Origin of the sequence: Thermoleptolyngbya sp. C42_A2020_037 (genome assembly GCF_015272455.1) — a bacterium.
Lineage (GTDB): Bacteria > Cyanobacteriota > Cyanobacteriia > Elainellales > Elainellaceae > Thermoleptolyngbya.
The window spans coordinates 1-22389 of the sequence record NZ_JACYLP010000016.1 but is presented as its reverse complement, the minus strand read 5'-3'; the positions used below and the strand labels follow the sequence as shown (position 1 = coordinate 22389).

16 protein-coding genes and 1 riboswitch are annotated in these 22389 nt (G+C 56.3%); of the genes, 11 read left to right on the top strand and 5 right to left on the bottom strand.

The genetic code is table 11. The features are described 5' to 3' along the window. Nucleotides 1-16 precede the first annotated feature (16 nt). The 4 genes from IGS16_RS04740 (at nt 17) to IGS16_RS04725 (ending at nt 4724) form a co-directional block, all read left to right on the top strand. Nucleotides 17-1201: a sirohydrochlorin chelatase gene (locus tag IGS16_RS04740; protein WP_367185728.1), complete on the top strand. Its 1185-nt coding sequence runs from the start codon at nt 17-19 to the stop codon at nt 1199-1201. 14 nt (nt 1202-1215) lie between these two features. After that, nucleotides 1216-1470 (top strand): regulatory protein SipA, encoded by a 255-nt coding sequence (gene sipA, locus IGS16_RS04735; protein WP_297083755.1) that lies wholly within the window; start codon nt 1216-1218, stop codon nt 1468-1470. 233 nt (nt 1471-1703) lie between these two features. Further along, nucleotides 1704-2588: a PhnD/SsuA/transferrin family substrate-binding protein gene (locus IGS16_RS04730; protein ID WP_297083753.1), complete on the top strand. Its 885-nt coding sequence runs from the start codon at nt 1704-1706 to the stop codon at nt 2586-2588. Nucleotides 2589-2837: 249 nt separating this feature from the next. Continuing rightward, nucleotides 2838-4724: an ATP-binding protein gene (locus IGS16_RS04725; protein ID WP_297083750.1), complete on the top strand. Its 1887-nt coding sequence runs from the start codon at nt 2838-2840 to the stop codon at nt 4722-4724. 25 nt (nt 4725-4749) lie between these two features. Here IGS16_RS04725 and IGS16_RS04720 read toward each other — a convergent pair whose 3' ends face one another. Next, nucleotides 4750-7308 carry an alpha/beta fold hydrolase gene (locus tag IGS16_RS04720; protein ID WP_297083749.1) on the bottom strand — a complete coding sequence of 853 codons (2559 nt, stop codon included), beginning with the start codon at nt 7306-7308 and terminating at the stop codon, nt 4750-4752. A gap of 452 nt (nt 7309-7760) precedes the next feature. Between IGS16_RS04720 and IGS16_RS04715 the strand changes: the two genes are divergently transcribed. The 6 genes from IGS16_RS04715 (at nt 7761) to IGS16_RS04690 (ending at nt 14344) form a co-directional block, all read left to right on the top strand. After that, nucleotides 7761-8276 (top strand): hypothetical protein, encoded by a 516-nt coding sequence (locus IGS16_RS04715; RefSeq protein WP_367185727.1) that lies wholly within the window; start codon nt 7761-7763, stop codon nt 8274-8276. A 13-nt stretch (nt 8277-8289) separates the two neighbouring features. Further along, nucleotides 8290-9177: a hypothetical protein gene (locus tag IGS16_RS04710; protein WP_297083745.1), complete on the top strand. Its 888-nt coding sequence runs from the start codon at nt 8290-8292 to the stop codon at nt 9175-9177. Between the two features lie 558 nt (nt 9178-9735). Then, nucleotides 9736-11442: a glycosyltransferase family 39 protein gene (locus IGS16_RS04705; RefSeq protein ID WP_297083816.1), complete on the top strand. Its 1707-nt coding sequence runs from the start codon at nt 9736-9738 to the stop codon at nt 11440-11442. A gap of 200 nt (nt 11443-11642) precedes the next feature. Then, on the top strand, nt 11643-12755 hold the full coding sequence (locus IGS16_RS04700; RefSeq protein WP_297083743.1) for a peptidylprolyl isomerase: 1113 nt from the start codon (nt 11643-11645) through the stop codon (nt 12753-12755). A 30-nt stretch (nt 12756-12785) separates the two neighbouring features. Then, nucleotides 12786-13604: a type II CAAX endopeptidase family protein gene (locus IGS16_RS04695; RefSeq protein ID WP_297083741.1), complete on the top strand. Its 819-nt coding sequence runs from the start codon at nt 12786-12788 to the stop codon at nt 13602-13604. 86 nt (nt 13605-13690) lie between these two features. After that, nucleotides 13691-14344, top strand: a complete 654-nt coding sequence (locus tag IGS16_RS04690) for a DUF3611 family protein (RefSeq protein ID WP_297083739.1) — start codon at nt 13691-13693, stop codon at nt 14342-14344. Between the two features lie 133 nt (nt 14345-14477). Here IGS16_RS04690 and IGS16_RS04685 read toward each other — a convergent pair whose 3' ends face one another. The 4 genes from IGS16_RS04685 to IGS16_RS04670 all read right to left on the bottom strand — a co-directional run bounded on the left by IGS16_RS04685 (nt 14478) and on the right by IGS16_RS04670 (nt 20712). Further along, entirely contained in the window at nt 14478-15785 is a 1308-nt protein-coding gene (locus tag IGS16_RS04685) for a cyclopropane-fatty-acyl-phospholipid synthase family protein (protein WP_297083737.1), read from the bottom strand. Nucleotides 15786-15958: 173 nt separating this feature from the next. Then, entirely contained in the window at nt 15959-16786 is an 828-nt protein-coding gene (locus tag IGS16_RS04680; protein WP_297083736.1) for a fatty acid desaturase, read from the bottom strand. A gap of 67 nt (nt 16787-16853) precedes the next feature. Further along, nucleotides 16854-17330, bottom strand: a complete 477-nt coding sequence (locus IGS16_RS04675; RefSeq protein WP_297083734.1) for a hypothetical protein — start codon at nt 17328-17330, stop codon at nt 16854-16856. A 999-nt stretch (nt 17331-18329) separates the two neighbouring features. After that, nucleotides 18330-18551: riboswitch (cobalamin riboswitch) on the bottom strand. A gap of 220 nt (nt 18552-18771) precedes the next feature. Next, on the bottom strand, nt 18772-20712 hold the full coding sequence (locus tag IGS16_RS04670; protein ID WP_297083732.1) for an ABC-F family ATP-binding cassette domain-containing protein: 1941 nt from the start codon (nt 20710-20712) through the stop codon (nt 18772-18774). 345 nt (nt 20713-21057) lie between these two features. Here IGS16_RS04670 and IGS16_RS04665 point away from each other — a divergent pair, with 345 nt between their 5' ends. After that, a complete protein-coding gene (locus IGS16_RS04665) occupies nt 21058-22260 on the top strand; it encodes an FtsW/RodA/SpoVE family cell cycle protein (RefSeq protein WP_297083814.1) in 1203 nt (400 codons plus the stop codon). The last annotated feature ends 129 nt before the right edge of the window (nt 22261-22389 follow it).

Below are 22389 nucleotides of genomic sequence, written 5' to 3'. Positions count from 1 at the left end.
GTTAGCGCAGCCGCTGATGTATCCTCTGGAGCCAGAGCAGCAGGCGATCGCCCTCGGAAATTCGTTCCAGCTCGATCTTCCCCCGCTACCGATGCAGCGCCCGGTGCTGCTGGTGGGCCACGGCAGCCGCGATGCCGATGGTCGCCAGGGCTTGCTAGATTTTGCGGCGGCGTATCAAGCGCTAGACACCTCGCGTCCAGTCGTGCCCTGCTTTTTGGAACTGACAGAGCCGTCGATTCAGCAGGGCGTAGACGAGTGCGTTGCCAGGGGCTATACCGACCTGTCGGTGCTGCCTGTGCTGCTATTTGCGGCGCGACACAACAAGTTCGACGTGACCAATGAACTGGATCGCGCCCGCCAGCGCCATCCCCAGGTCACGTTTCACTATGGGCGGCACTTTGGCATTACGCCAGGAATTCTGGATCTGTGGCGATCGCGCCTCGCAGAACTCGACCAGCCGCAGTGGAATCCCCAGGGCATTGCGCGGGAAGACACGGTGCTGCTGTTTGTGGGGCGCGGGGCCAGCGATCCCGATGCCAACGGCGATGTCTATAAAATGGCGCGAATTCTCTGGGAAGGCAGCGGCTATCGCACCGTCGAAACCTGCTTTATCGGCATTACCCATCCCCGGCTAGAAGAGGGCTTCCGCCGCGCCCGCCTGTATCAGCCCAGGCGGATTATCGTGCTGCCCTACTTTTTGTTTACGGGCGTGCTGGTTAAGAAAATTGCCACGATCACAGCCCAACAGCAGTCCCAGTTTCCCGACATTTCAATGGTCTGCCTGCCAGAGATGGGGCTGCATAGGACGCTGTTTTCTGTATTGCGCGATCGCGAAATCGAAACGCAGCTTGGGCAGGTGCAGATGAATTGCGAAATGTGCAAGTTTCGTCTGGTAGCTGTGGGCAATGGCGCAGTCCACGGGCATGAACACGCACACACACACGGGCACGATCATGAACACGCACACGCACACGGGCACGATCATGGACATGCACACGGACACGCGCATGAACATACTCAAAATCATGCTCAAAATCATGCACATAGACACAGCCATCCGCAGGATCACACGCATGACCATGAACCCAGCCACGCCCACGGGCATCCCCACAGCCATACGCATGGGCATCATCATGGCGAAATGATTGATCCCTATGCGGAACCGAGCCAGTATCATGAAAAAATCTGGCAAGTTCCCTGAACGAGGGTGAAGCAATGGCAGAACTGGATGGAACAGAGGAGAAGGTGTTTCAGGTGGGCGATCGGGTGCGGGCGATCGCCCTGCCAGCCTACCTCAAAACCGCAGAACCCATGCCCATGCTGCGTCCACCCGACCTGATTAAGGTTGGAGAAGAAGGCATTGTACTAGATCGCCGCCCCGGTGGCTATTGGGGCGTTCGGTTTGGGCGCGGCGCGTTTTTGCTGGAAAGCCAGTATCTCGAAAAGGTCGTGGAATCAGGAAGTCTGTAACGATACCTGTGGCTTTCCAAAATAAGCAGACCTTACGCACTTGCGATAGGTTTTCTGGATTTTGAACGATTTCTCGCGAGCGCCGCCCGCGAGAAATCGTTTAACTGCGTACATCCTAACAAAGCATAAGATTAAATAAGTTTAGTAAATCCTGTTTATATTTTGGTGACTTTTTATGTTGGACGGGAACTCTAGGCTAAGTTCCGCCAATCTAGCATAGTCCCCAAAATGCCATGAAACGACGCAATTTCCTATGGTATTCCAGTCTCTTTATTGCTGGCTGTAGTGCAACCTCCACGGCTTCGCGTGTATCCACTGTCAAGTTACCTAAGAAAATTAGATTCGCAATTACGGATGTTCAGGGAATCGATGAATTAAAGGAAAAGTACGATCCGTTTCGGGCGGCTTTAGAAGACGTTTTAGAAACTTCCGTTGAGTTTTTTCCTATGGATGATTTGCTCACGGCCGCCTCTGCATTGCAAACCAATCAGCTGGATTTGGTTTGGGCCGGCCCATCTGAATATGTCACCATCCATGCCCGCACTCAAGCCACACCACTGGTCAGCTTGATTCGCTCCAACTATTACGCCGTTCTGGTGGTTCGTGCCAATAGTGGGATTCAATCCTTGGCGGATCTGAAGGGAAAAACCGTTGATATGTGGAAAGTTGGCTCTACAGCCTCCCATCTGGCTGGAACGAAAATGCTAATGGATGCGGGGCTAACGCCTCAAGTAGATTACAAAGCGGTCATGACTGGGGAAAATGACCTGCAATCGCTACGGCTTGGGGAAGTGGATGCCTGTGTTAGGGGAAATCCTCGATATAGAGCTGCGCTAAAAGCGCTTAATGCCTCTGAGCAAGATTATCCAATCGTCGCGCGAGGTGAACTGCTGCCTGGTGATGTGTTTGTTTTAAGCAGCGCGTTTAGCTCGGCGGTCGGAGCAGAGATTCAGGCTCGTATGCTGCGGGAACAAAACAAACTGCTTCAGGGAATTCGCTCGGTGGAAAGTTTGGCAGTCCGCTTTCCAGAAGACAGTCAGTTCTCCGTAGCAAATGATGCGGACTACGACATGATTCGAGAAGCCTATCGCGCTATTGGACAGGACAAATTCCTCTAATTGTTTTGCTTTTCTAATTCTCTATTTCTAGTTCTTCAATTGTTTTAGGTCGCTAATGGTTTTGTTTCCCTAAGTAGGTAGCCCTAAATAGTCAGAACAGTCAGAATAGTCAGAATTTTTCGTCAGAGCTTTTCGTTGGATGGGTTGGCGATGGCGGAACCCTTTCTGTCAAAGAACTTGAGCGTCTTTAGTATGCGCGATTTGGGATGTATTGGCTCTTGATTGTTTTAAGATTGGACGCTTATCAGTATGGCTTTTATTACAAAGATAGGTGCGGGTGTGGATGCTTGGCTGGATTCTCGCCAAAGTATTTCCAAGAAGATTGGCTATGGCTATGGCGTGGCGATTAGTATTGCTGCGTTAGGGGCGTTGCTGGGGTTGGCGGTAGGCAGTCATTCACAGCAGAAAGCACAAGAAGCCCTAGAGGTTGCTGAGATTCAGCAAGACAAGCTGAATAAGCTGTCGCTGCTATCGCTATCTCTCCAATCCCATCCCCAACGCTTGCTGGTAGTGCTGCAAGAGCCAATCTGGTTTCAGTATGAGATGAGTAAGTTTACGAATGATTTTAATCAGGCTAAGGCCCTGCTGGCAGAATTAGATTCGTTTATTAACCTGGACACTTCCCAGGAAAATTTGGATATAGAAACGTTAGAAACAATAGCTCAAAGCTACGATTCCACCATTGAGGGCTACCGCCAGCATATTGCTGCACTGTGGAAGCGGATTAACCCGCAGGAACTAACACGGGAGACGGCTGGCCCTGCCCAGCAGATGATCTTAGCAAGCCTGACAGATGCAGAGGCCGTTCGGATGCGGCTTCGCTTTGAAAAGCTGTCGGAGCAGCTGGTGCAGATACAGCGGGTCGCAGAAAATCAGAAAACTCTAGCCTATCAGCATCTCGATCAGGCAGATGCATTTCGGTTTCAGGCGATTGTGGCAGGCATTATGCTGTCTACAGCGATCGCCATTGTCCTGGGCATTATCACTAGTCGGGCGATCGCCCGTCCGGTTCAGGTGCTCACTGATGTTGCTCAGCAGTCCATTCAGAACGCAAAATTTGACCTGCAAGCCTCGGTTTCCAGCAATGATGAAATCGGCAGCCTCGCCCAATCTTTTAATCAACTGATTGCCTTTGTCAATCAGCTTTTGCAGCAACAGCAAGCCGCCAATGAAAAGCTAGAAGCCTATAGCCAATCCCTTGAGCAAAAGGTCCTCCTCCGCACACAAGAACTTCAGGAAAAGAACAATCATCTTAAGCAACTGTTGGAAGAATTGCATCGCACCCAAACCCAAATGGTGCAGAGTGAAAAAATGTCTAGCCTGGGTCAACTAGTTGCGGGCGTTGCCCATGAAATCAATAACCCAGTGAACTTTATTCACGGCAACTTAGAACATCTGAATACCTACACCCAAGACCTGATCAGATTAGTCCATGCCTACGAGAAAGTCATCCCCGACCCTCCAGTAGCGCTGCAAGAGACGCTGGAAGAAATTGATCTAGCGTTTTTGGTAGAAGATTTGCAGAAAATTCTGAAATCGATGCGAATTGGCACCGGCCGCATTCGCGAAATCGTGCTGTCGCTTCGCAATTTCTCGCGCTTAAATGAAGCTGAATTTAAGCCAGCAGATATCCATGAAGGAATTGACAATACGCTACTAATTTTACAGCATCGCCTCAAATCCAAGGCAGAGCGTCCAGAGATCCAGGTGATTAAGGAGTATGGGAATTTGCCGATGGTGGAATGTTATCCAGGGCAGCTTAATCAGGTGTTTATGAACCTGATCACTAATTCAATTGATGCGCTAGAGGAAGCCAATCAAACGCGATCTTTTCAAGAGATTTCTGAACATCCGAACGTTATCCAGATCAAAACTCGATTGAGCGATCCAGATTGGGCAACAATCCTGATTTCAGATAATGGAACGGGTATTCCAGAGTCCGTGCGATCGCGCCTATTTGATCCTTTCTTCACGACCAAACCCGTTGGCAAAGGCACAGGGCTGGGCTTATCGATTAGCTATCAAATTGTGGTGGATAAGCACAAGGGGGAGATGTACTGCGAGTCTACGCCGGGTCAGGGCACGACCTTTGTGATTCGGATTCCGGTGCGGCACACGGCGCTGGTGTCGGCATAAAGACGAAGTTAAAGTCTGGCAAACGCTACTCTGCCACGCAGCGATCGAGCGTCAGCAACAGGTAGGGTCGCAGGTCTTGCGTCAACCAGCGATCGCCCACCTGCCGCGCTGCCTGACTGGTGAGGAACTGGTTCACCGTGTTGCGCCAGGTAGAGTCGGTGGCGGGCAGCAGCATTCCATAGGGGTCGCAGGACAGCGGCTCTGGCGGTAGCAGCGTGTAGCCTGCCCCGGCCAGGGAACTGCTGGTTTGCAGTGCCTCGCCCAGCAGCAGCACGCCGTCGCCTGCAAATAGGTCAATCGCGCCACTCCGCAGCGCCTGGAACCCTGCTGTGCGGGCTGTTGCGCCTCGCAGCGTCACAATTTGCGCCGCTGGATAGCGCTGCCGAATCACCTGCTCGGTCACCGTGTCGCGCAGAACCCCGATCCTGGCTCCGGCCAGCGTGCCCAGCGCGTTGAACTGGTTGGCGGTGTCGGCCGCGGCCAAAAGCTGTACCCCCGTCAGGAAAAAGGGCGCAGAAAATAGCACTCCCTCAATATCCGACCGCAGTGTGTTGGGGCCGCACTCAATTTGTACGGTGCCCGCCTGCACTAGGCTAAAGCGGTTCGACACCTCGGCGGCGCTGAGGTCGAGGCGAATCGGGCGGCCCAGTTGTGCCTGGAGTTGCTGGGTGAGGCCGTTGAGTAATTCGACGCAATAGCCTGACAGGTTCCCTGCGCCGCTGACCGTGCCGAAGGGCGGCGAGTCGGGCTGTACGGCGGCTCGCAGCACCCCTGATTCGGCGATCGCCCGCAGCACCGATCCAGGGCGATCGCTCGGTAAGCGGGTCGTCACCTCTGGCACAAAGGGAATCGGCGGTGGTCCGCCAAAGGCTTGCTCCAGTTGCTCCGTAGAGAGCGATCGCACCAGTCGCAAGTCCAGCGGCTCCTCGCTGATTGACTCGGCATAGGCGGCATTCAGAAACACCTCATAGGCGGGCTGATTGTTCAAATGTCGCTGCAAAAAAGCCAGGCTCATCTCGCGCACATACTCTTGCCCCAAGCGCGGCGACGGCCCAGAGAGCAGCAGGCTCACGGTGTCTAGCGTCGCCCCAGAGGAGGGCGTGTTGTCGGCAAAGGTGTGGCTACTGGGCACCATGATGGCCAGGTACTTTGCTGGCGTGTTGAGCCAGAGGAAGGGATGAATCTGCTGCTGTACCGCTGAGGCGATGAAATCGTTGCTGCCGCTCATCATCATCACGGGCACTTGAATTTGCCCCAGCCCTTCAGGCCCAAAGACGGGATAGGTCAGCGGACTAACGGCGATCGCCGCCTGGACTCGCGGGTCGCGCAGCGTGTAGGTGTAGGGTGGCAGGCGGCTGGCCGCACATTGCAGCACGAGCGACACATCCAGTCGCGCCTGCGGCCGGGCACATTCCTGCTGAAACAGGTCGCCCGTGTTCAAGCTTGCGCCCGCCAGCGCCAGCGCCGTGTAGCCGCCAAAGGAATGCCCCAGTACGGCGACTCGCTGCAAGTCCATGCGTCCTGCCAGCCCTGGGTCGGTATCTGCCAGTTCGCCCAGGGTATCCAGCACGTAGCTGATATCTAGCGGGCGATCGACAAATTCCACGGATGTCACGGGGCTGGTCAGCACACCTGCCAGGGCGCTGGTGCGGCGGCTCTCATCGCTGCCGATGTGCTGCGGCAGAATGGCGACAAAGCCGTGGGACGCGAAGTGATCGCCCAGGTAGGCAAAGGCTTCGGGCGTAGACCCCAGCCCGTGGGAAATGACGACGACGGGTGCGGGCTGGGTCAACCCGTCGGGCAGCCGCAGCAGCACGCGAAACGGACGGGGGATGCGATCGCCCAAGAGGGTGCGGCGATCGCGGCTAAACTCCAGCGTGCGCGAAATGACGCGGTAGGGGCCCAACTCCCCCGGATCGGGCAATCCGGTGATTGCGGGCAGGGGCGACTGGGCCGCTTCTGCGGCTACTTCTTCGTTAATTGCCCGCACAACAGCATCTCGATAGTTGATTTGAGTGGAAAACTGCTGCCGCAGTTCGAGCAACTGCTGGGCATTCAGGCGGATGCTGTAGGACGGATACTGACGTAGCCAGCCGATGATGGACAGTCCCTCCGGCTCACTCGCCGCCAAAATCGCCGCTGCCCGAATCGCGGAAAAGCCGTTTTGTCGCGTGTCGGTTCGCACGACTGCTCCCAGTCGCAGCAGAGTTTCCTCCCCCAATGAGGAATAAAGCAACTGGGAAATCACGACCGGATCAACGTCAAACCGCCGCTGGAGAAACTGGCGCAGTTCCACCATGCCCGTTTCGCCCAAAAACCGCGAATAGAGCTTCAGCCCGCCCCGCACCTCGCCCGTAGTGGCGTAGGTTTCCAGGTCGTCTACCGCCAGGGAAATTTCAAAATTACCCAGGTTGACAATGACGCGCTCGGCGCTGTGGGCGGGGCGGGCAAACCAGGTCGATAGGCCCAGCATCAGCCCGCAGGCCAAGGACAATAGTCTGGTCTGGAGAAGGTTTCGGGGTCGCCATCTCCGTTGCCCCGTGCTGAACTGTGCCGCCTGCCCCAGACTGGTGTGGTGTGCCATAGCCCTGCTGCTAAACCCTTGAGAAGCTGAGATGCCGCTGAAATGCTGCTGATGCGATATATCACACGATTGATCCGCACGCTTTCGTGAGAGTTTTCGTGGGATTCTATGCAATCCAGAGCGTATCACACCCGGTTTCCTGCCTTCCTCCGCAAAGCAGAATGCAAAGAAAAATCGCCCGCCGCAAACCCCAGAGATTTACAAAACCTAACCAAGCGTTCGGAATAGATACAGAGAAAAGGGAACCACAAACGGTATGCTATGTCCTGAACGCCGCAAAAAGCCTCAGAACAGGGTGTTTTAGATGAGTTGTGGCTTGACCAGACGGCTCCTTCCCAGAAGTCTGGCTTGCCTCACGCTAGACCAGGTTTACAACCTGTTTGCTCCGCACCCCAGCGGCGATCGCCCGTAAAACCCAGCCACCTTCAACCGTGTTGCAAAGGAGAGTTAGGATGATCCGTTTTAACTGGCGTAAAGCACTAGCTGCTTTATTGCTATCTGTGCTGCTGTTGTCTGGCGCTACGGCCTGTAGCAAAGTAGACAACTCGCCCTATGCCCAGGCGCAGAAAGAGTCCACCCAGCGGGGCGCGAGGGCCGTTGCCAAAGATGCCGAACAAGGCAGCAGCTTTAACAAGTTCTTCCCAGGTTCTGGTCAGGGCTATACCGTTGTCTTTTCTCAAGAGAAAAAAGGCTTTGCCGAAGCCAAGCTCAAGAAAGACGCAAAAGATATGGCGCTGCTGTCGATTTCTGACACCATCAGTCTGCCGACCGCCGCCAAAAAGTATGACAGCGCCACCGAAAAACTGGCGGGCTATCCTGTCCTGGAAATCGGCAACACCCAGACTGGCATTCTCGTGGCAGATCGCTATCAGGTCAAGGCCCTCAGCCGCGATCCAGAATTCACCAAAGAAAATCGCCGCGCCTGGATTCAAAAATTTGACCTGATTGGCCTGTCCAAGCTGAAGTAATGGAGCGCTGACCATGAGTAAACCGATTTATGAAATCGTGGATGATTTGCCCACCACCGGGTTGACTGTCCGCGCCCTCAAATCTCTGGACTTTGTGGTGCCGGGTCACTGGGAAAACCTGGTCGGCTTTGATAACACGATCAAAGCAGTGACGATGGAAACCGATCCCGCCATGATCCAGGCGATTGGAGAACGGGCTGTCCAGCTTTATAACGACAAGTCGCAGGGCTATCAAAAGGCGCTGTGGCTTTACAACACGGTGGACAGTGCCTCCGGTGCGCTGGGGGCGGCAGCGCTGGCCAGTCGCGTCGGGCAGGATATTTCCTTTTTGGGACTGCTCAAGCACCTCGCGCCCAAGCCAGAACAGGCACAGAGCATTGACCTGGCCGTGAAGCTGGTGACGGAGGTGGTCGCCTTCTGCCAGATCAATGGCATCCCCGGTGACAGCCTGGGCGACTTTTTGGCGGCGCTGGGTGACTATGGCGGCGAGTCGCTGCTGCGGATGGCGGCGCTGGTGTCGTTTGACGGGCTGGTGCCGCTGGGGCCCAACTTTATCCAGAAGGTGGGGACTTATATCAACGGACTCTCGCCGAAGGATCTGGAGCAAAACCAGACTTTTAAGGGGGTGAATGAACTGATTCCGGGTAGAAACTCAGAAGGGAAACTGAATTTTATTGGCCAGAGCTTTGAGTCGGTGAAGGGGTGGATGGGTGATTTGGTGACTCAAAACGGTCTGACCCAGGAAGGGATTGTGGATCGGCTGGTGCAGGTGGCGGATGTGTCGAAGGATAAGCTCGACTATCTGGGCGCGTTTTTGGATATTGCGGTGAAATACTACTCCCACACGGGCACGCAAACGCTGGCTCGTCGCCTGATTGAGCGGGCTGTGGCGGAGATTTAGTGACGGAGATTTAGTGGCGGAGATTTAACCAGAAAGGTTTGGATCGGAGGGTGATCGCCCTCTATCTCCACAGACAGAAACCCATCGGCGCTGTTTCGAGGTTGCTCGCAGCAGCGCTTTTTATGCTCAGTGTCTTTGGAGTTTGCAGGAGTTTTTGGCGACTGGGCGGACTCTGTCTGCCGAGCCAACAGCCTTGGGGGATATCCCCCAAACCCCCTTTTGCAGGGGACGAAGCGTCCCCCACACCCCCTCCTATGGGCGGTCTGGTCTTGCCGAGAGGTCGCTTCGCATTGCAGGGGTAACTGGGGCGATCGCCCTCCTTCGTTTTTTCCCGACCTTCTCCTTCAGCTACAGCGTTTTTGAAGCTAGTGAGGCACACGGATGGTCAATAAGCCCTTGCCTCGCGAGGGCAGCATGTGCCTCACGAGGCAAGAAAATGCTGTATACCACTCCTCCCACACCTGCTAGCCTAAAGACTTGTCGATTTCCATTCGTGGTGTGAGTAAAGGTTTAAGGGATTGGTTTGCAACATGCCCCTGGGCGCAGCTGCTCTTGTGGATGGCGCTGGCGGCGTTGGTGCGATTTGCGTATTTGAGCAGCAAGCCGCCTTGGACGGATGAGTTCTCGACGCTGGTGTTTAGCCTGGGGCACAGTTTTCGCACGGTGCCGCTGGATCAGGTGATTTCGTCGGAGGGGCTGCTGTCGCCGCTGCGCCTAGAGCCGGAAGGCACGCCGCAGGACGTGGTGCGCTATCTCATGAGCGAGAGTACGCACCCGCCGGTGTATTTTTTGCTGTCGCATTTCTGGCTAAAGCTGTTTCCGGCGTTGCCGCAGGGCATTGTCAGCCTGTGGGCGGGGCGATCGCTCTCGGTGGTGTTTGCTATTCTCACGGTGCCTGCGATCTACGCGCTGGGCTGGCTGGCGGGGCGATCGCGCTTGGCGGCGAATCTAGCGGCGGTGATGTATGCAGTTTCGCCCTATGCGGTATTTCTGGCGCAGGATGCCCGCCACTACACGCTGGCACTGCTGCTGATTACGCTATCTTTCTGCTGCCTGGTGGTTGCTGTTCGCAAGATGCAGGCAAGACAGCCGATTCCGCTCTGGCTGTGTGCCGGATGGGTGGCGGTGAATGCGCTGGGCGTGGCGGTTCACTACTTTGTCCTGCTGAGTTTGCTGAGCGAGGCGATCGCCCTCCTCTTCTTCTGGCGCTTCCAGGCTCCTGCCCGCCACGCTCACCCCATCTCATCCTTCCTCACGCCCAAACTCCTTGCGGTTGCCCTCTTCTCTCTCGCGGCCTGCCTCGTCTGGCTGCCCGAACTGGCCAATTCGCAAACCAGCCCCCTCACTGAGTGGATCTTTTACGACCGCAGCGACCTATTAATGTGGCTAAACCCCATTTTTCAGTTCCTTGCGGCCTGGGTCGTGATGGTGATTTTGTTGCCGCTGGAGGCAGATTTCTTGCCGCTGGCAGGCGTAGCGGCAGTGGTCATGATTGCCTTCTTGATCTGGTTCGTGCCGCTGCTGATTTACAGCCTCAAAACACTTCTAAAAAATCCCCAAACGCGCTGGGCAGTAGTGCTTCTGGGCGGGCTAGTGCTGGGAGGTATCGCCGTGATGACGCTGATTACCTACGGGTTGGGGCGCGACGTGACGCGGGGCGCACGCTACAACTTTATCTACTTTCCGGCAGTGGTAGCGCTGCTGGGCGCAGCATTGGCAACGCTGTGGAACCGGGGTAGGTTGCTCGATCTGGCAACTTTGCCCCGTCCCTGGACTTCGCGCCGCTGGTATGCCCCCCGCCACCAGTTCCCCAAAACGGGTAAAACGGCGGTTTTGGGCATCTTATTTCTAGGATTTCTCAGCGCCCTCTCGGTTGCAGTAAACCTGGGTTACGAGAAATATTACCGACCTGAACAACTGGCGGCCCAAATGCGGAAATACACCGAAGCCCCCATCCTCGTCGCTACCGACCACCAAACCCATGTGCAGACGGGCGAAATGATGGGCATTGCCCGCGAGTTCTTACTTGCGCCCGATGCTAGCCCCTACACGCTGCCCCAGTTTGTCCTAGCGCATGGCGAAAAGAACACGTTAACCCCCGCTGCCACGCTAAACCAGGTGCTAAGCCAGGTACCGCGCCCGTTCGACCTGTGGCTGGTCAACTGGCACGCTTCTGAAAACGTGAACCAGCCGGACTGCACCGCCCAGGAGATTCGCAAGATCTGGATCAACGGCTATAGCTACGACCTGTATCGCTGTCGCTAAGTGTGTTCGATATATTTGTGATAAATATTTTGGGGCACTTAGATAGCTACGACCTGTATCGCTGTCGCTAAGTGTGTTGAAGTGTTAGAAGATTGGAGCAATGTGGAATCTCCACTCCCCATCTTCCAAACCCGCCACGCGGCCCGCGCTATGGCAAAATCAGACAGGAAGCCGATTCCTGTTGTTGCTCTTGCAGAACCATGACTCAACTGCCCAAGCGTTCCTTCACCCGCTGGCTAAAGGCCGGAGCCGTTTCTCTGCTGATGACGCTGCTGCTGGTGGGATGGGGAACCGCCCATAGCAACTTGGCGGCGATCGCCCTCCCCCAGGGCAACGCCATCACCGACGGCCGCGCCATTTTGCGTTACGCGCTGCCAATTAACAACAAACCCGTGCGCCAGTTGCAAACCCTGCTCGAAGATTTGTCCACGCCGCTCCGCATCAGCCGCACCAGCCTCAACGCCATCAACCCCAAGCTGTCGCAGATGGAGCGGATTCTGAACACGAAGCAAAAGGAACTGCTAGCCAGCGTGCCAGCAGATCGCCAAGCGGCGGCTGGGCTGCTGATTACCCAGCTAGAAATGGGCATCAACGCCATGCGGAGTGCCGTTGAAGAAAACAACAAAGCTGCCTTGTGGGAAAAGCGCTCCGAACTGCTCGACATGGTGGGGCAGCTTGAGGAACTGATGGTCGCCCAGTTCCCCTACGAAGTGCCGGAGGAATACAGTAACCTACCCCAGCTCAAAGGCCGCGCCACTATTAGCATCAAGACTGATAAGGGCGATATGGTGGCTGTGGTGGACGGCTACAACGCCCCAGTCACAGCAGGCAACTTTGTCGATCTGGTGCAGCGCGGCTTCTACGACGGGCTAAAGTTCACCCGCGCCGAAGACTTCTATGTGTTGCAAATTGGTGATCCGCCAGGGCCCGAAGACGGCTTTATTGACCCCAAAACCAAGCAAGAGCGCAAGATTCCCCTGGAGGTGATGGTGCAGGGCGACAAAGCCCCCACCTACGGCATTACGCTGGAGGACGCGGGCCGCTATCTGGATCAGCCCGTGCTGCCCTTCTCTGCCTTTGGCGCACTCGGCATGGCCCACCCCGACAGCGACCCCAACGGCGGCTCCTCCCAATTTTTCTTCTTCCTGTTTGAACCCGAACTCACCCCCGCCGGGCTAAACCTGCTAGACGGCCGCTACTCCATCTTCGGCTATGTCGTCGAAGGCAAAGAAGTGCTGGAAAAACTGAAGGCAGGCGACGCGATCCGGTCGATGAAGGTGACTTCGGGCTTGGAAAATTTGGTGGAGCCGTAATCCGCCAACCCACTCAGCAAACTCCTGCCCTTGCATCGCCTCGCCTACCTACCCTTTCCGCTCCGCATTGGCAGTCTGCTGCTGGTGCTGCTGGGCCTATGGCTGCCCTACGTCGCGCTGGTCTATGCCCTTGTAAACGACGCAAACACGATTAGCATTTTGGTAATGCCCGTGCTGTTTGGGCTGTTTTTTGGGCTGCTGTGGGCGTGGGGGCGCTGGGTCTATGGGCGGCGGGGCGGATTCGCCCACTATGGCCTGGTGGGCACGCGGGCAATGGGTCGAGATCTGCTGCAAGGACTAGGCATGGGCTTTTGCAGCCTCCTGTTTTTATTTGTCCTCATGAACGGGTTGGGCTGGGCTACGTGGCGATCGCCCTCTCTTCCAATTCCACGCCTTCTGCTAGAAGGGCTGGGCGTGGGGCTGGGCTATGGACTTGCCGAAGAAACCGTCTTTCGCGGTTGGCTGCTGGACGAACTAGAGCGCGACTATTCTCCCAAAACCGCGCTCTGGGCGAACGCGCTCACCTTTGCCGTGTTGCACTTCATCCGCCCGCTGAATGAGGTACTTGCAACCGCGCCCCAGTTTTTGGGGCTGGTGCTGCTAGGGCTGCTGTTGGTGTGGGCCAAGCGGCAGACGGGGCGACTGGGCCTGTCGATTGGGCTACACGGTGGCATGGTCTGGGGCTATTATCTGGTGAATGTCGGCTCGCTGATTCGCTATACCGGGCAAGTGCCCGCATGGATGACGGGCATCAACCAAAATCCGCTGGCGGGCGTGCTGGGGTTTCTCTGTCTGGGCGGGCTGGCGCTCAGCGTGCGATCGCGCGTTTTCCATCAATCTTCTAAATAATCCTCTCCGCTACCGCGTCTCCTCATCACCCCACCCACCCGATACAATAGACGAAACCCCAGGGACACCCTTACCCCCGCCCAGACATGCCAGAAAGCTATAGCGATCGCCCCATCTCCAGCCGCTCCAGCCGACCCAGCCAGTCTAGCCGCATCGAGTCTTCCTACAGCTTGCCGCCTGCGGTGCAGCGAGTGGCGCTGGCGTTTCGGCGCACGGGCTGGATCAGCTTCTGGGCACAGCTTGTCCCAGGGGTAATCTCGGCTGGGTCGCTGGTTTTTGCGAGTTTCGGGCTGGCTGCTGGGGCCACCACAGCAACCCCCGGCATGCCCTCCCCCACCTCGACCGAAACAGGCACAGGCGCGTTTTTCTCGACGCTGGGGCTGCTTGCCCTAGCCGCCAGCGTCTTCTGGGCCTTTCGCTATGCCCGACTCGGCCGCCGCCTCCAGACCGCCGATACGCGGGTGCGTCCCAAGCGCGGCGAGGCCTTTCAGCTTTTGCGCGTGGGGCTGATGATCAATCTAGCAGGAATGCTGCTCACGTTTCTGGGCGCACAGGCCATTATCGGGTCGCTGGTGATCAAGGCATCGGCCCAGGGATTCGCCATCTTTTCGGGCAGTGCCGCCCGCTTTGTCAATCCGCTGGATATGCTGCTGGTGCTGGCAACGACCAACATCAACATGGCGCACTTTATCGGCATTGTCGCCTCGCTCTGGCTGCTGCGCGTGATGAGCCGCAGCTAGAAGCGTTTGGTGTTGGGCCTTGGTGTTGGGCCTTGGTGTTGGGCCAGTAACTTGGCGGGGTTTGGGCGATCGCCCGACTTCCAGGCTGCCGTCATCGCCCAAGCTGAGCTAAGCAAACCCCACTGCATAAACATCACCAGCTGAAATCGAGCGGCATGGGCAGCGGCCAGGGCTTGCCCTTATAGAACAGCAGTTGATAAACGTGCAGACTGCCGTAGCGGAACGATGCCTCAAAAGATTGCAGGTAGAGATACCACATCCGCAGAAATTTCTCGTCATAAGCATTGCCCAATGCGCGAATCGCGTCTCGGTTGCGGACGAGGTTGGCAGCCCAGCGCTTCATCGTTTCGGCATAGTGGGGCTTGAGGTTTTCACAATGGGCGACGGCAAGCTTGGCTGCCCATAGCTCCTGAGTCAGCTCATGCAGTTGGGGCGCATAGCCGCCCGGGAAGATGTACTTGTCTACCCAGGCTCCGTTGCGCTCGTTGCTCTGGGTGACGATGGTGTGCAGTAGCCCAACACCGCTGGGTTTCAGCAGCGCGTTGGCCTGCTGCATGAAAGTGGCGAAGCTGCCCTTGCCGACATGTTCAAACATGCCGATGCTCACGAACTTGTCGAACTGGCCGTGAAACTCGCGGTAGTCGGCAATTTCAATTTTGAGGCGATCGCCCAACCCCCGCTGCTCGATCCGCTCTTGCGCCAGCTTGGCCTGCTCCACGCTGAGGGTGATGCCCGTTCCCGACACGCCGTAGCGCTCCGCCGCGTAGATCAACATGCCGCCCCAGCCGCAGCCAATATCCACCAGGGTTTCGCCAGCTTTTAGCCCCAGCTTTTTGCAAATCAGCTCATATTTTTGCAACTGCATCGTTTCCAGCGAGTCGCTCTCTTGCCGCCGATAGCCACAGGAATAGGTAAGCGTCGGGTCGAGAAAAAGCTGATAAAAATCGTTGCCCACATCGTAGTGATGCTGGACGTTTTTGCGGCTGTTTTGAATCAACACGGGCACGGTCTTCAGGCGCTGGGTCAGCACCTTAAACAACAGCGGCAGCGTCACCTTGTTGCTGGCTTTGGAATAGACATTGTTGCGATAAAACAGCCCGATCAGCTCCACCAGATTGTTGTTGGCCTCGTCCCACCAGCCGTCCATGTAGGCTTCGCAAAAGCCCAGCGTGCCAAAGGACAAGACGCGATCGTAGGTGCCGGGATGGTGGATGATCAGCCGCAGCGGCTCTGATGCACCCGCCTGCCCAAAGCGAAACTCTTGCCCCGCCGGGTTGATCACGGTAAAGTCGGCCGCGTCGATCAGGCTAAAGAGCTGGTAGAGGTAGCGCTCTCCGCTGGGTAGTTTGCGCCAGTCGGCGATCGCTCCTGTCGTGCCTGCATGAGTCGCTGCATCCGGCTGCAAGGCCTGACGTTCGACCGAAGAAACGGGTTTTGTCATAAGAGATACCTGCGGGAAACATTTTTGTGAGAATTTGTGAGAAAGATTGCCGACTAGGAGATTCGTAGGGAGAGCCTAAACGGCTGATCCCCCTAGCCCTCCTTGAAAAGGGGGGAATTCTAGAAGCCCCCTTATTAAGGGGGTTTGGGGGATCTAGCTGCGTCAGTTCTATCCTATTGATTCGCTTTGAAAGCGGGCATGGTTTTCACCTGAGTCGCCAGACCCGCTGCTTGCAGGGCGCGAATCACCAGCCAGGCCACGTCAATTTCCCACCAGCGCTGCCCAAATTGAGCCGAGGCCTGGAACGCATGGTGGTTATTGTGCCAGCCTTCGCCAAAGGTGAGTAGCGCCACCCACCAGCAGTTTGTCGCGCGATCGCCCGTCTGATATGTCCGATAGCCCATCCTATGGCAGGCGCTGTTGACAAAGAAGGTGCTGTGGAATCCCACAAACAGCCGCACAAAAATCCCCCACACCAGGAACGGCATCCCGCCCAGCGCGTAGAGCAGCACCGCCAGCGCCACCTGCATCCAGATGTAGTTGCGATGGCAAAAGCGATAGACAGGATCGTTAGCAATGTCTTTGGTGTAGCGAGCAAGCTGAGACTGGCTCGGCACTTGATGCATCAGCCAGCCGATGTGGCACCACCAAAAGCCCAGGCTAGAGTCGTGGGGGTCGCCCGCCTCGTCGGAATGCAGGTGGTGCATCCGGTGATAGCCGACCCAGCCCTTGACTGCGCCCTGACCCGCCAGCGTACCGCAGATGATCAAAAAGTACTCCAGCCATTGCGGCACCTTGAGGCTGCGGTGAGTGGCGAGCCGATGGAAGCCGAGAGAAATGCCCAGCCCAATGGTGACAAAGTGCAAGAACACCGCCAGCGCTACGGCTGACCAGCTAAAAAAGGCCGGCACAAAAGCTAGCAAAGCAGCCAGATGCAAAAACAGAGTGAAGCTAATCACGTCCCAGCGGGGACGCGGCACATTGAAATGGGCATCGGTCATGCAGAATAAACTCCTGGCTTGCGCCGGTAGGAAAAATGTAGAGAAATCGGATGTGGAGAATCGGGTGCTAATCCATCCGATGGAACGCGGTCAGATAGGGCTGAAACTCGTTCCAGCGCTGCTCGACCTGGCGATGGCAGTCTGCCGGAGAAATCGCCAAGTGCTGAAGCAAGTTAATATCGACCGTGCCGTTGTTCTCGATCAGCAGCACCATGGATTGGGTCGGGTCATGCTGGGCGATCGCCTCCATTAGCCGGGCGATCGCCACTTCATCTAGCAAGTCTGATTGAACTTCTGCCGCCAGCGATCGCAGAAACTCCGGTACGGCTGCCAGCGCCACAAACTGCATCGAAAAAGGCACCGTTTCGACACTCCAATCCACCGTGTGGGGATGGGCGATCGCCACCCGACAGACCAGCAGCCCGCGCCCCTGGCTGATGTAGCCGTGCCAAGCTGCATACCCCAACATCAGCATATTTTGGTGGATAAACAAGTTTTGCCAGTAGCCCAAAAGGCCCTGCCAAACACAATCCTTTGCATTCATGCCGCTTCTCATCAAACACTCAAAAAGGTCAAACAATTGATCACACCTGATCGCACCTACGCAGTTTTCAGAGGGTGACTCCCAGTTATGCAAATTTGCCCTCATCCCCCAACCCCTTCTCCCGTTTTGGGAGAAGGGGGGCGATTCAAAGTCCCTCTCCCGCTCTGGGAGAGGGATTTAGGGTGAGGGTTACAAAAGTGGGATGCACTCGTTTTCAGATGCAATCTCCACGCGAGTTTGCAAGGTTATTTTGAGAGTTTTTCACACCCGATTCGGCTAATAACATTCGACTAATAACAGAGGACTAATCAACTGCAAAGAAACCTCAAAATCGGGGATTCTATAACAACGATAAAATCTCAAATTAGCCAATCAGAAACCTATCCGATAGGTGGGCAAATTCGCAAAATTTCGCTGCAAAGCTTTACTGCTGCGGTCGCACCAAACAGAGCGTTGCTTGAAGCCTTCTTTTCCCACGGCTCATCAGCTAGACGAGATTTTAGAAAAGAAGTTTCAAGCGTATTTCTGAGGCAATTTTGAATCGCTAGATCATCAAGAAAAAGCTCAGTCAATTGGGTCAGCAGTCGAGGAATCTAGCCACCCTACAGCATTTTCTTGCCTCGTGAGGCACATGCTGCCCTCACGAGGCAAGGGCTTATTGACCATCGTGTGCCTCACTAGCTTCAAAAACGCTGTATTTGCTGAAAATTTGCTAAAGACGCAAATCCCAACGACGCAAAAACATTGACATGCAGATCATGCTCATGCTGAAGCTTTAATCTGTGAAATGCTGAGCCAACCGCCGAACTGAAGGAGTCTGGCAGTTGTCTTTGATCTCCGTGGTCAAACATCTGGTGAAAATTCCAGCGAATCTGCCACGTTCGGTTCAGATATTTCAAAGGATCGAGCAGCCTGAAAGGAGTAAATCAAAGTGGGCGATCGCCCCGGATCACGTCCCAAAAAACTTAAACTTGAAACCATCTATGCCTCGCAGATGAATCATAAAGTGGTGCTATCGGCGGGCATCCTGACTCAGAGATAACGCGCTCAGGCTAAAGAACTGACAAATCTGCCCTGCCAAAGGAACCTGGCAAGCAGAGGGTCAAGCATCCTGCGCGGTTGCGCTCATCACAGTTGCGGGACAGCGTCGGATTTGCACCGAACTTTCCCCCTTGCGTCTGGTGGCTGATCCCCACCAGAACCGAAGCAGAGCGGCGGGCTGCACATTGCTCCTTGAAACAGACCGATGGCATCCATCCGACAGGCTATCCATCCAGAATGCATCGAACACACAGCTTTGCGCCAGCTCCACCCCTAAGCGTAGCATGGATCAGCCACAATGGAACGCTAGGGATAGTGCTTCAAGGACATTCTTAAGGTGTTCTAAAGGCTTTAAGCAGGCGTTCTTTGTAGGCGTTCTTTGCGTTCTTTAAGGACATCGCTAAGCGTCAATCAGTTCGGCTAGCTCCAGCCAGCGCTCTGTGGCGGCATCAATTTCGGTCGTCAGGCTGGCCAGCTTTTCTGTCAACTGCTGCATTTCTGTAAAGTCGGCAGGCGGCTGGTCATAAAGCTGCTTTTCCAGCGCATCCCGTTCCGCTTCCAGGGCGGGAATTTTCGCCTCCAGGGTTTCATATTCGCGCTTTTCTTTGAAAGACAGTTTGCGCGGCTTGGTGGCGCTGCTTGAAGAATTAACCGTGCTTGCAGACTCAGAAGTCGTAGGCTTCGCGGCTGCTTTGGGAGCAGGTTTGGGCGCTTCGGCGGCGGCCTCCTGCTTTTGCCGCTCCAGGTATTCCAGATAGGTGGTGTAGTTGCCAGGATACTGGCGAATCGTGCCGCCCGGTTCCAGCGCAAAGATCACGTCTACCACGCGATCGAGAAAGTAGCGATCGTGCGAAACGGCGATCGCACATCCGTTGAAGTCCTCCAGGTACTCTTCCAGCACCGCCAGCGTTTGCACGTCCAGGTCGTTGGTCGGCTCGTCCAAAATCAGCACATTGGGCGCGCCCATCAGCACCTTCAGCAAAAACAGCCTGCGCTTTTCGCCGCCGGAGAGCTTGTTGATCGGCGCATACTGCTGGTTGGGCGAAAACAGGAAACGCTCCAGCATTTGCGACGCGGTGATGACGCTGCCATCTGCCGTTTTCACCAGTTCCGCCACGCCTTTGAGGTAATCAATCACACGCTGATTTTCGTTGATTTCCAGGTCTTCGGAGTGCTGGTCGAAATAGCCGATGTGAATCGTGGAGCCGATTTCGACCGTGCCCGCGTCGGGCTGCACGCGCCCAGTGATAATATTCATCAGGGTAGATTTGCCCGCGCCGTTGCCACCAATGATGCCGATGCGATCTTCCGGGTTGAAGCTGTGGGTAAAGTCTTTGATCAGCACCCGATCGCCGTAGGCCTTGGAAATATTCGTGAGTTCGATGACTTTCTTGCCGATGCGGCGGCCGGCGGTGGTGATATCGACCTTACCCTGGGCCTGTTTGAATTCTTGCGCCTGCATGTCCTGAATCCGCTGGATACGGGCTTTTTGCTTGGTGCTGCGGGCTTTGGGGCCACGCTTCAGCCATTCCAGTTCGCGCCGCAAGACTCCGGCATGTTTGCGCTGGGTGCTGGCTGCGGATTCTTCGGCTTCGGCTTTTTTCGTCAGGTAATAGCTATAGTTGCCGGCGTAGGCGTAGAGGTCGCCCCGGTCGATTTCCAAAATGCGGTTGGTGACGCGATCGAGAAAGTAGCGATCGTGTGTAATCAGCAAAATCGCGCCGCGAAAGCGCTGGAGATAATCCTGGAGCCACTCCACCGAGAGCGCGTCGAGATGGTTGGTGGGTTCGTCGATCAGCAGCGCGTCGGGGTCGGAGAGCAGGGCAGTGGCGATCGCAATTCTGCGGCGATATCCACCCGACAGGTCGCCTACCCGCGCCTCAAAGTCCTGAATGCCCAGCTTACTGAGGATCACCTTGGCCTGGGTTTCTAGCTCCCAGGCGTTGGCCATCTCGATCTTTTGCGACACACTGGATAGTTTTGCCATTAGCACGTCGGGGTCGCCGTGCCCATGTGCCAGCTTATCCGACAGGGCTTCATACTCGCGCACCAGCGCCATCTGCTCGCCACAATCGGCAAACACCTGCTCCAGCACGGTGCGATTCTCATCCACAGCGGGCTGCTGCGGCAGGTACACCACCTTTGCACCGGAGTTGCGCCAGATCTCGCCGCCGTCCGCCGGCTCTAGCCCCGCCAGCATTTTCAGCAGAGTAGACTTGCCCGACCCGTTGGTGCCGATCAGCCCCACCTTGTCGCCTTCTTCCAGGCTAAAGCTGGCATCCCGGAGAATTTCCTTGATGCCGAAGTCTTTGCGGAGCGATCGCACATTGAAGATAGCCATCTTGGGAATCCGAGAGTGGGGTCAGCAGGGATTTTGTTTTAACGCACCGGGAAAGTTGCGCTAGGGTTAGAGGCAGTCTGGTTTATGATAGCTGTTTGCTTGCTCCGTCTGGATTTGTAAGCCTGGATTTGTGAATCTGCATTTGTGAATCGTTTTACGAGTCGCCGCGATATGAGCCGCCGCGTGAGAAGTATCGGGAAAAATCGCCGTCTGGTGCAGTCTGCGCCGATGCCCTCGGCTGTGCAGCCAATCATCGAGCCGCCCCAGAAACCGCCAGAGTCGGGCGATCGCCCTTCTGGGTCGTCTGCGCTGCCCTGGGAAAGTACGCCCGTCGATACCTGGGCGATGGAGGCGCGGATGCTGCGCTGGCTGACGTTTTTGTGGCTGGGCCTGGGGCTGGCGGTGCTGTTTTCTGCCTCCTATGCGATCGCCGATACCGAGTATGGCAACGGGCTTTACTATATCCAGCGCCAGATTTTGTATGGCTGCATCGGGCTGCTGGGCTTTAGCCTGTTGGTCAGTACGCCGCTGCGGTTTGTGCTGGGCGTGGCGGATTTGCTAATGCTGGTCTGCCTGGGGCTGATCTTGCTAACGCTGGTGCCCGGATTTGGTACAACGGTCAACGGCGCGAGTCGCTGGCTGGCGATTGGGCCATTGCCGATTTTGCAGCCGTCGGAGTTGATCAAGCCATTTCTGGTGCTGCAAGGGGCGCGAATTTTTGGGCGGTGGGATCGGCTGTCGTGGCGGGTGCGGTTTACCTGGCTGGGCATTTTTATGCTGCTGCTGGCCAGCATCTTGCTCCAGCCCAACCTGAGTACCACGGCGCTGTGCGGAATGCTGCTGTGGCTGATGGCGCTGGCGGCGGGACTGCCCTGGCGATATCTGGGCGGCACGGCGATCGCCGGATTGGGGGCTGCTGTTCTCAGCGTCAGCCTGCGCGACTATCAGCGCGATCGCATTATCTCCTTCCTGAACCCCTGGGCAGACCCCGCCCAAAACGGCTATCAGTTGATTCAAAGCTTGCTGGCCGTCGGCTCTGGCGGACTCACGGGCACGGGCTTTGGGCTATCGCAGCAAAAGCTGTTTTACCTGCCGATTCATTACACCGACTTTATCTTTGCGGTCTATGCCGAAGAATTTGGTTTTTTGGGCGGGCTATTGCTGCTGCTGCTGCTGGGTTCCTTCGCGGCGCTGGGGCTGCGGGTGGCGCTAAAGGCCAAAAGCCCAATTCATCAACTAGTAGCGATCGGCGTGGTAGTGCTGCTGGTGGGGCAATCGCTGCTGAATATTGGCGTGGCCACGGGGGCGCTGCCCACCACAGGGCTGCCGTTTCCCTTCTTTAGCTATGGCGGCAGTTCCGTCATCGCCAGCCTGGTGTCGGCGGCGCTGCTGGTGCGGGTGGCGCGAGAGAGCAGCAGCGCTGCGGTGGTGTCGCTGGGCCAGGGGCGCAGGTTTGGGGGCGATCGCCCTTACAGGCGGCGACTCCGCCCTGCTCCACCAGGCGCTTTCTCAACAAAACCCAACCCTCGCTGCCCGCATTCATCGTGACCCAGCACTCATCTTTTGCGGCATCCCCGCGCTGCGAAACTGGAGCCTAATTTGATTAGAGCAAATAACCTCGAACCCAGAAGTGTTGAATTGAGACATAAAACTTTACATTTGACCCTATGAAGCTCC

What these genes read in the sequence shown, in the direction of transcription:
- IGS16_RS04685 (WP_297083737.1), bottom strand. Translation starts at nt 15,785, where the DNA reads ATGACAAAACCCGTTTCTTCGGTCGAACGTCAGGCCTTGCAGCCGGAT.
- sipA (WP_297083755.1), top strand. Translation starts at nt 1,216, where the DNA reads ATGGCAGAACTGGATGGAACAGAGGAGAAGGTGTTTCAGGTGGGCGAT.
- IGS16_RS04665 (WP_297083814.1), top strand. Translation starts at nt 21,058, where the DNA reads ATGGAGGCGCGGATGCTGCGCTGGCTGACGTTTTTGTGGCTGGGCCTG.
- IGS16_RS04740 (WP_367185728.1), top strand. Translation starts at nt 17, where the DNA reads ATGTATCCTCTGGAGCCAGAGCAGCAGGCGATCGCCCTCGGAAATTCG.
- IGS16_RS04730 (WP_297083753.1), top strand. Translation starts at nt 1,704, where the DNA reads ATGAAACGACGCAATTTCCTATGGTATTCCAGTCTCTTTATTGCTGGC.
- IGS16_RS04680 (WP_297083736.1), bottom strand. Translation starts at nt 16,786, where the DNA reads ATGACCGATGCCCATTTCAATGTGCCGCGTCCCCGCTGGGACGTGATT.
- IGS16_RS04705 (WP_297083816.1), top strand. Translation starts at nt 9,736, where the DNA reads ATGGCGCTGGCGGCGTTGGTGCGATTTGCGTATTTGAGCAGCAAGCCG.
- IGS16_RS04725 (WP_297083750.1), top strand. Translation starts at nt 2,838, where the DNA reads ATGGCTTTTATTACAAAGATAGGTGCGGGTGTGGATGCTTGGCTGGAT.
- IGS16_RS04690 (WP_297083739.1), top strand. Translation starts at nt 13,691, where the DNA reads ATGCCAGAAAGCTATAGCGATCGCCCCATCTCCAGCCGCTCCAGCCGA.
- IGS16_RS04675 (WP_297083734.1), bottom strand. Translation starts at nt 17,330, where the DNA reads ATGAATGCAAAGGATTGTGTTTGGCAGGGCCTTTTGGGCTACTGGCAA.
- IGS16_RS04715 (WP_367185727.1), top strand. Translation starts at nt 7,761, where the DNA reads ATGATCCGTTTTAACTGGCGTAAAGCACTAGCTGCTTTATTGCTATCT.
- IGS16_RS04700 (WP_297083743.1), top strand. Translation starts at nt 11,643, where the DNA reads ATGACTCAACTGCCCAAGCGTTCCTTCACCCGCTGGCTAAAGGCCGGA.
- IGS16_RS04670 (WP_297083732.1), bottom strand. Translation starts at nt 20,712, where the DNA reads ATGGCTATCTTCAATGTGCGATCGCTCCGCAAAGACTTCGGCATCAAG.
- IGS16_RS04710 (WP_297083745.1), top strand. Translation starts at nt 8,290, where the DNA reads ATGAGTAAACCGATTTATGAAATCGTGGATGATTTGCCCACCACCGGG.
- IGS16_RS04720 (WP_297083749.1), bottom strand. Translation starts at nt 7,308, where the DNA reads ATGGCACACCACACCAGTCTGGGGCAGGCGGCACAGTTCAGCACGGGG.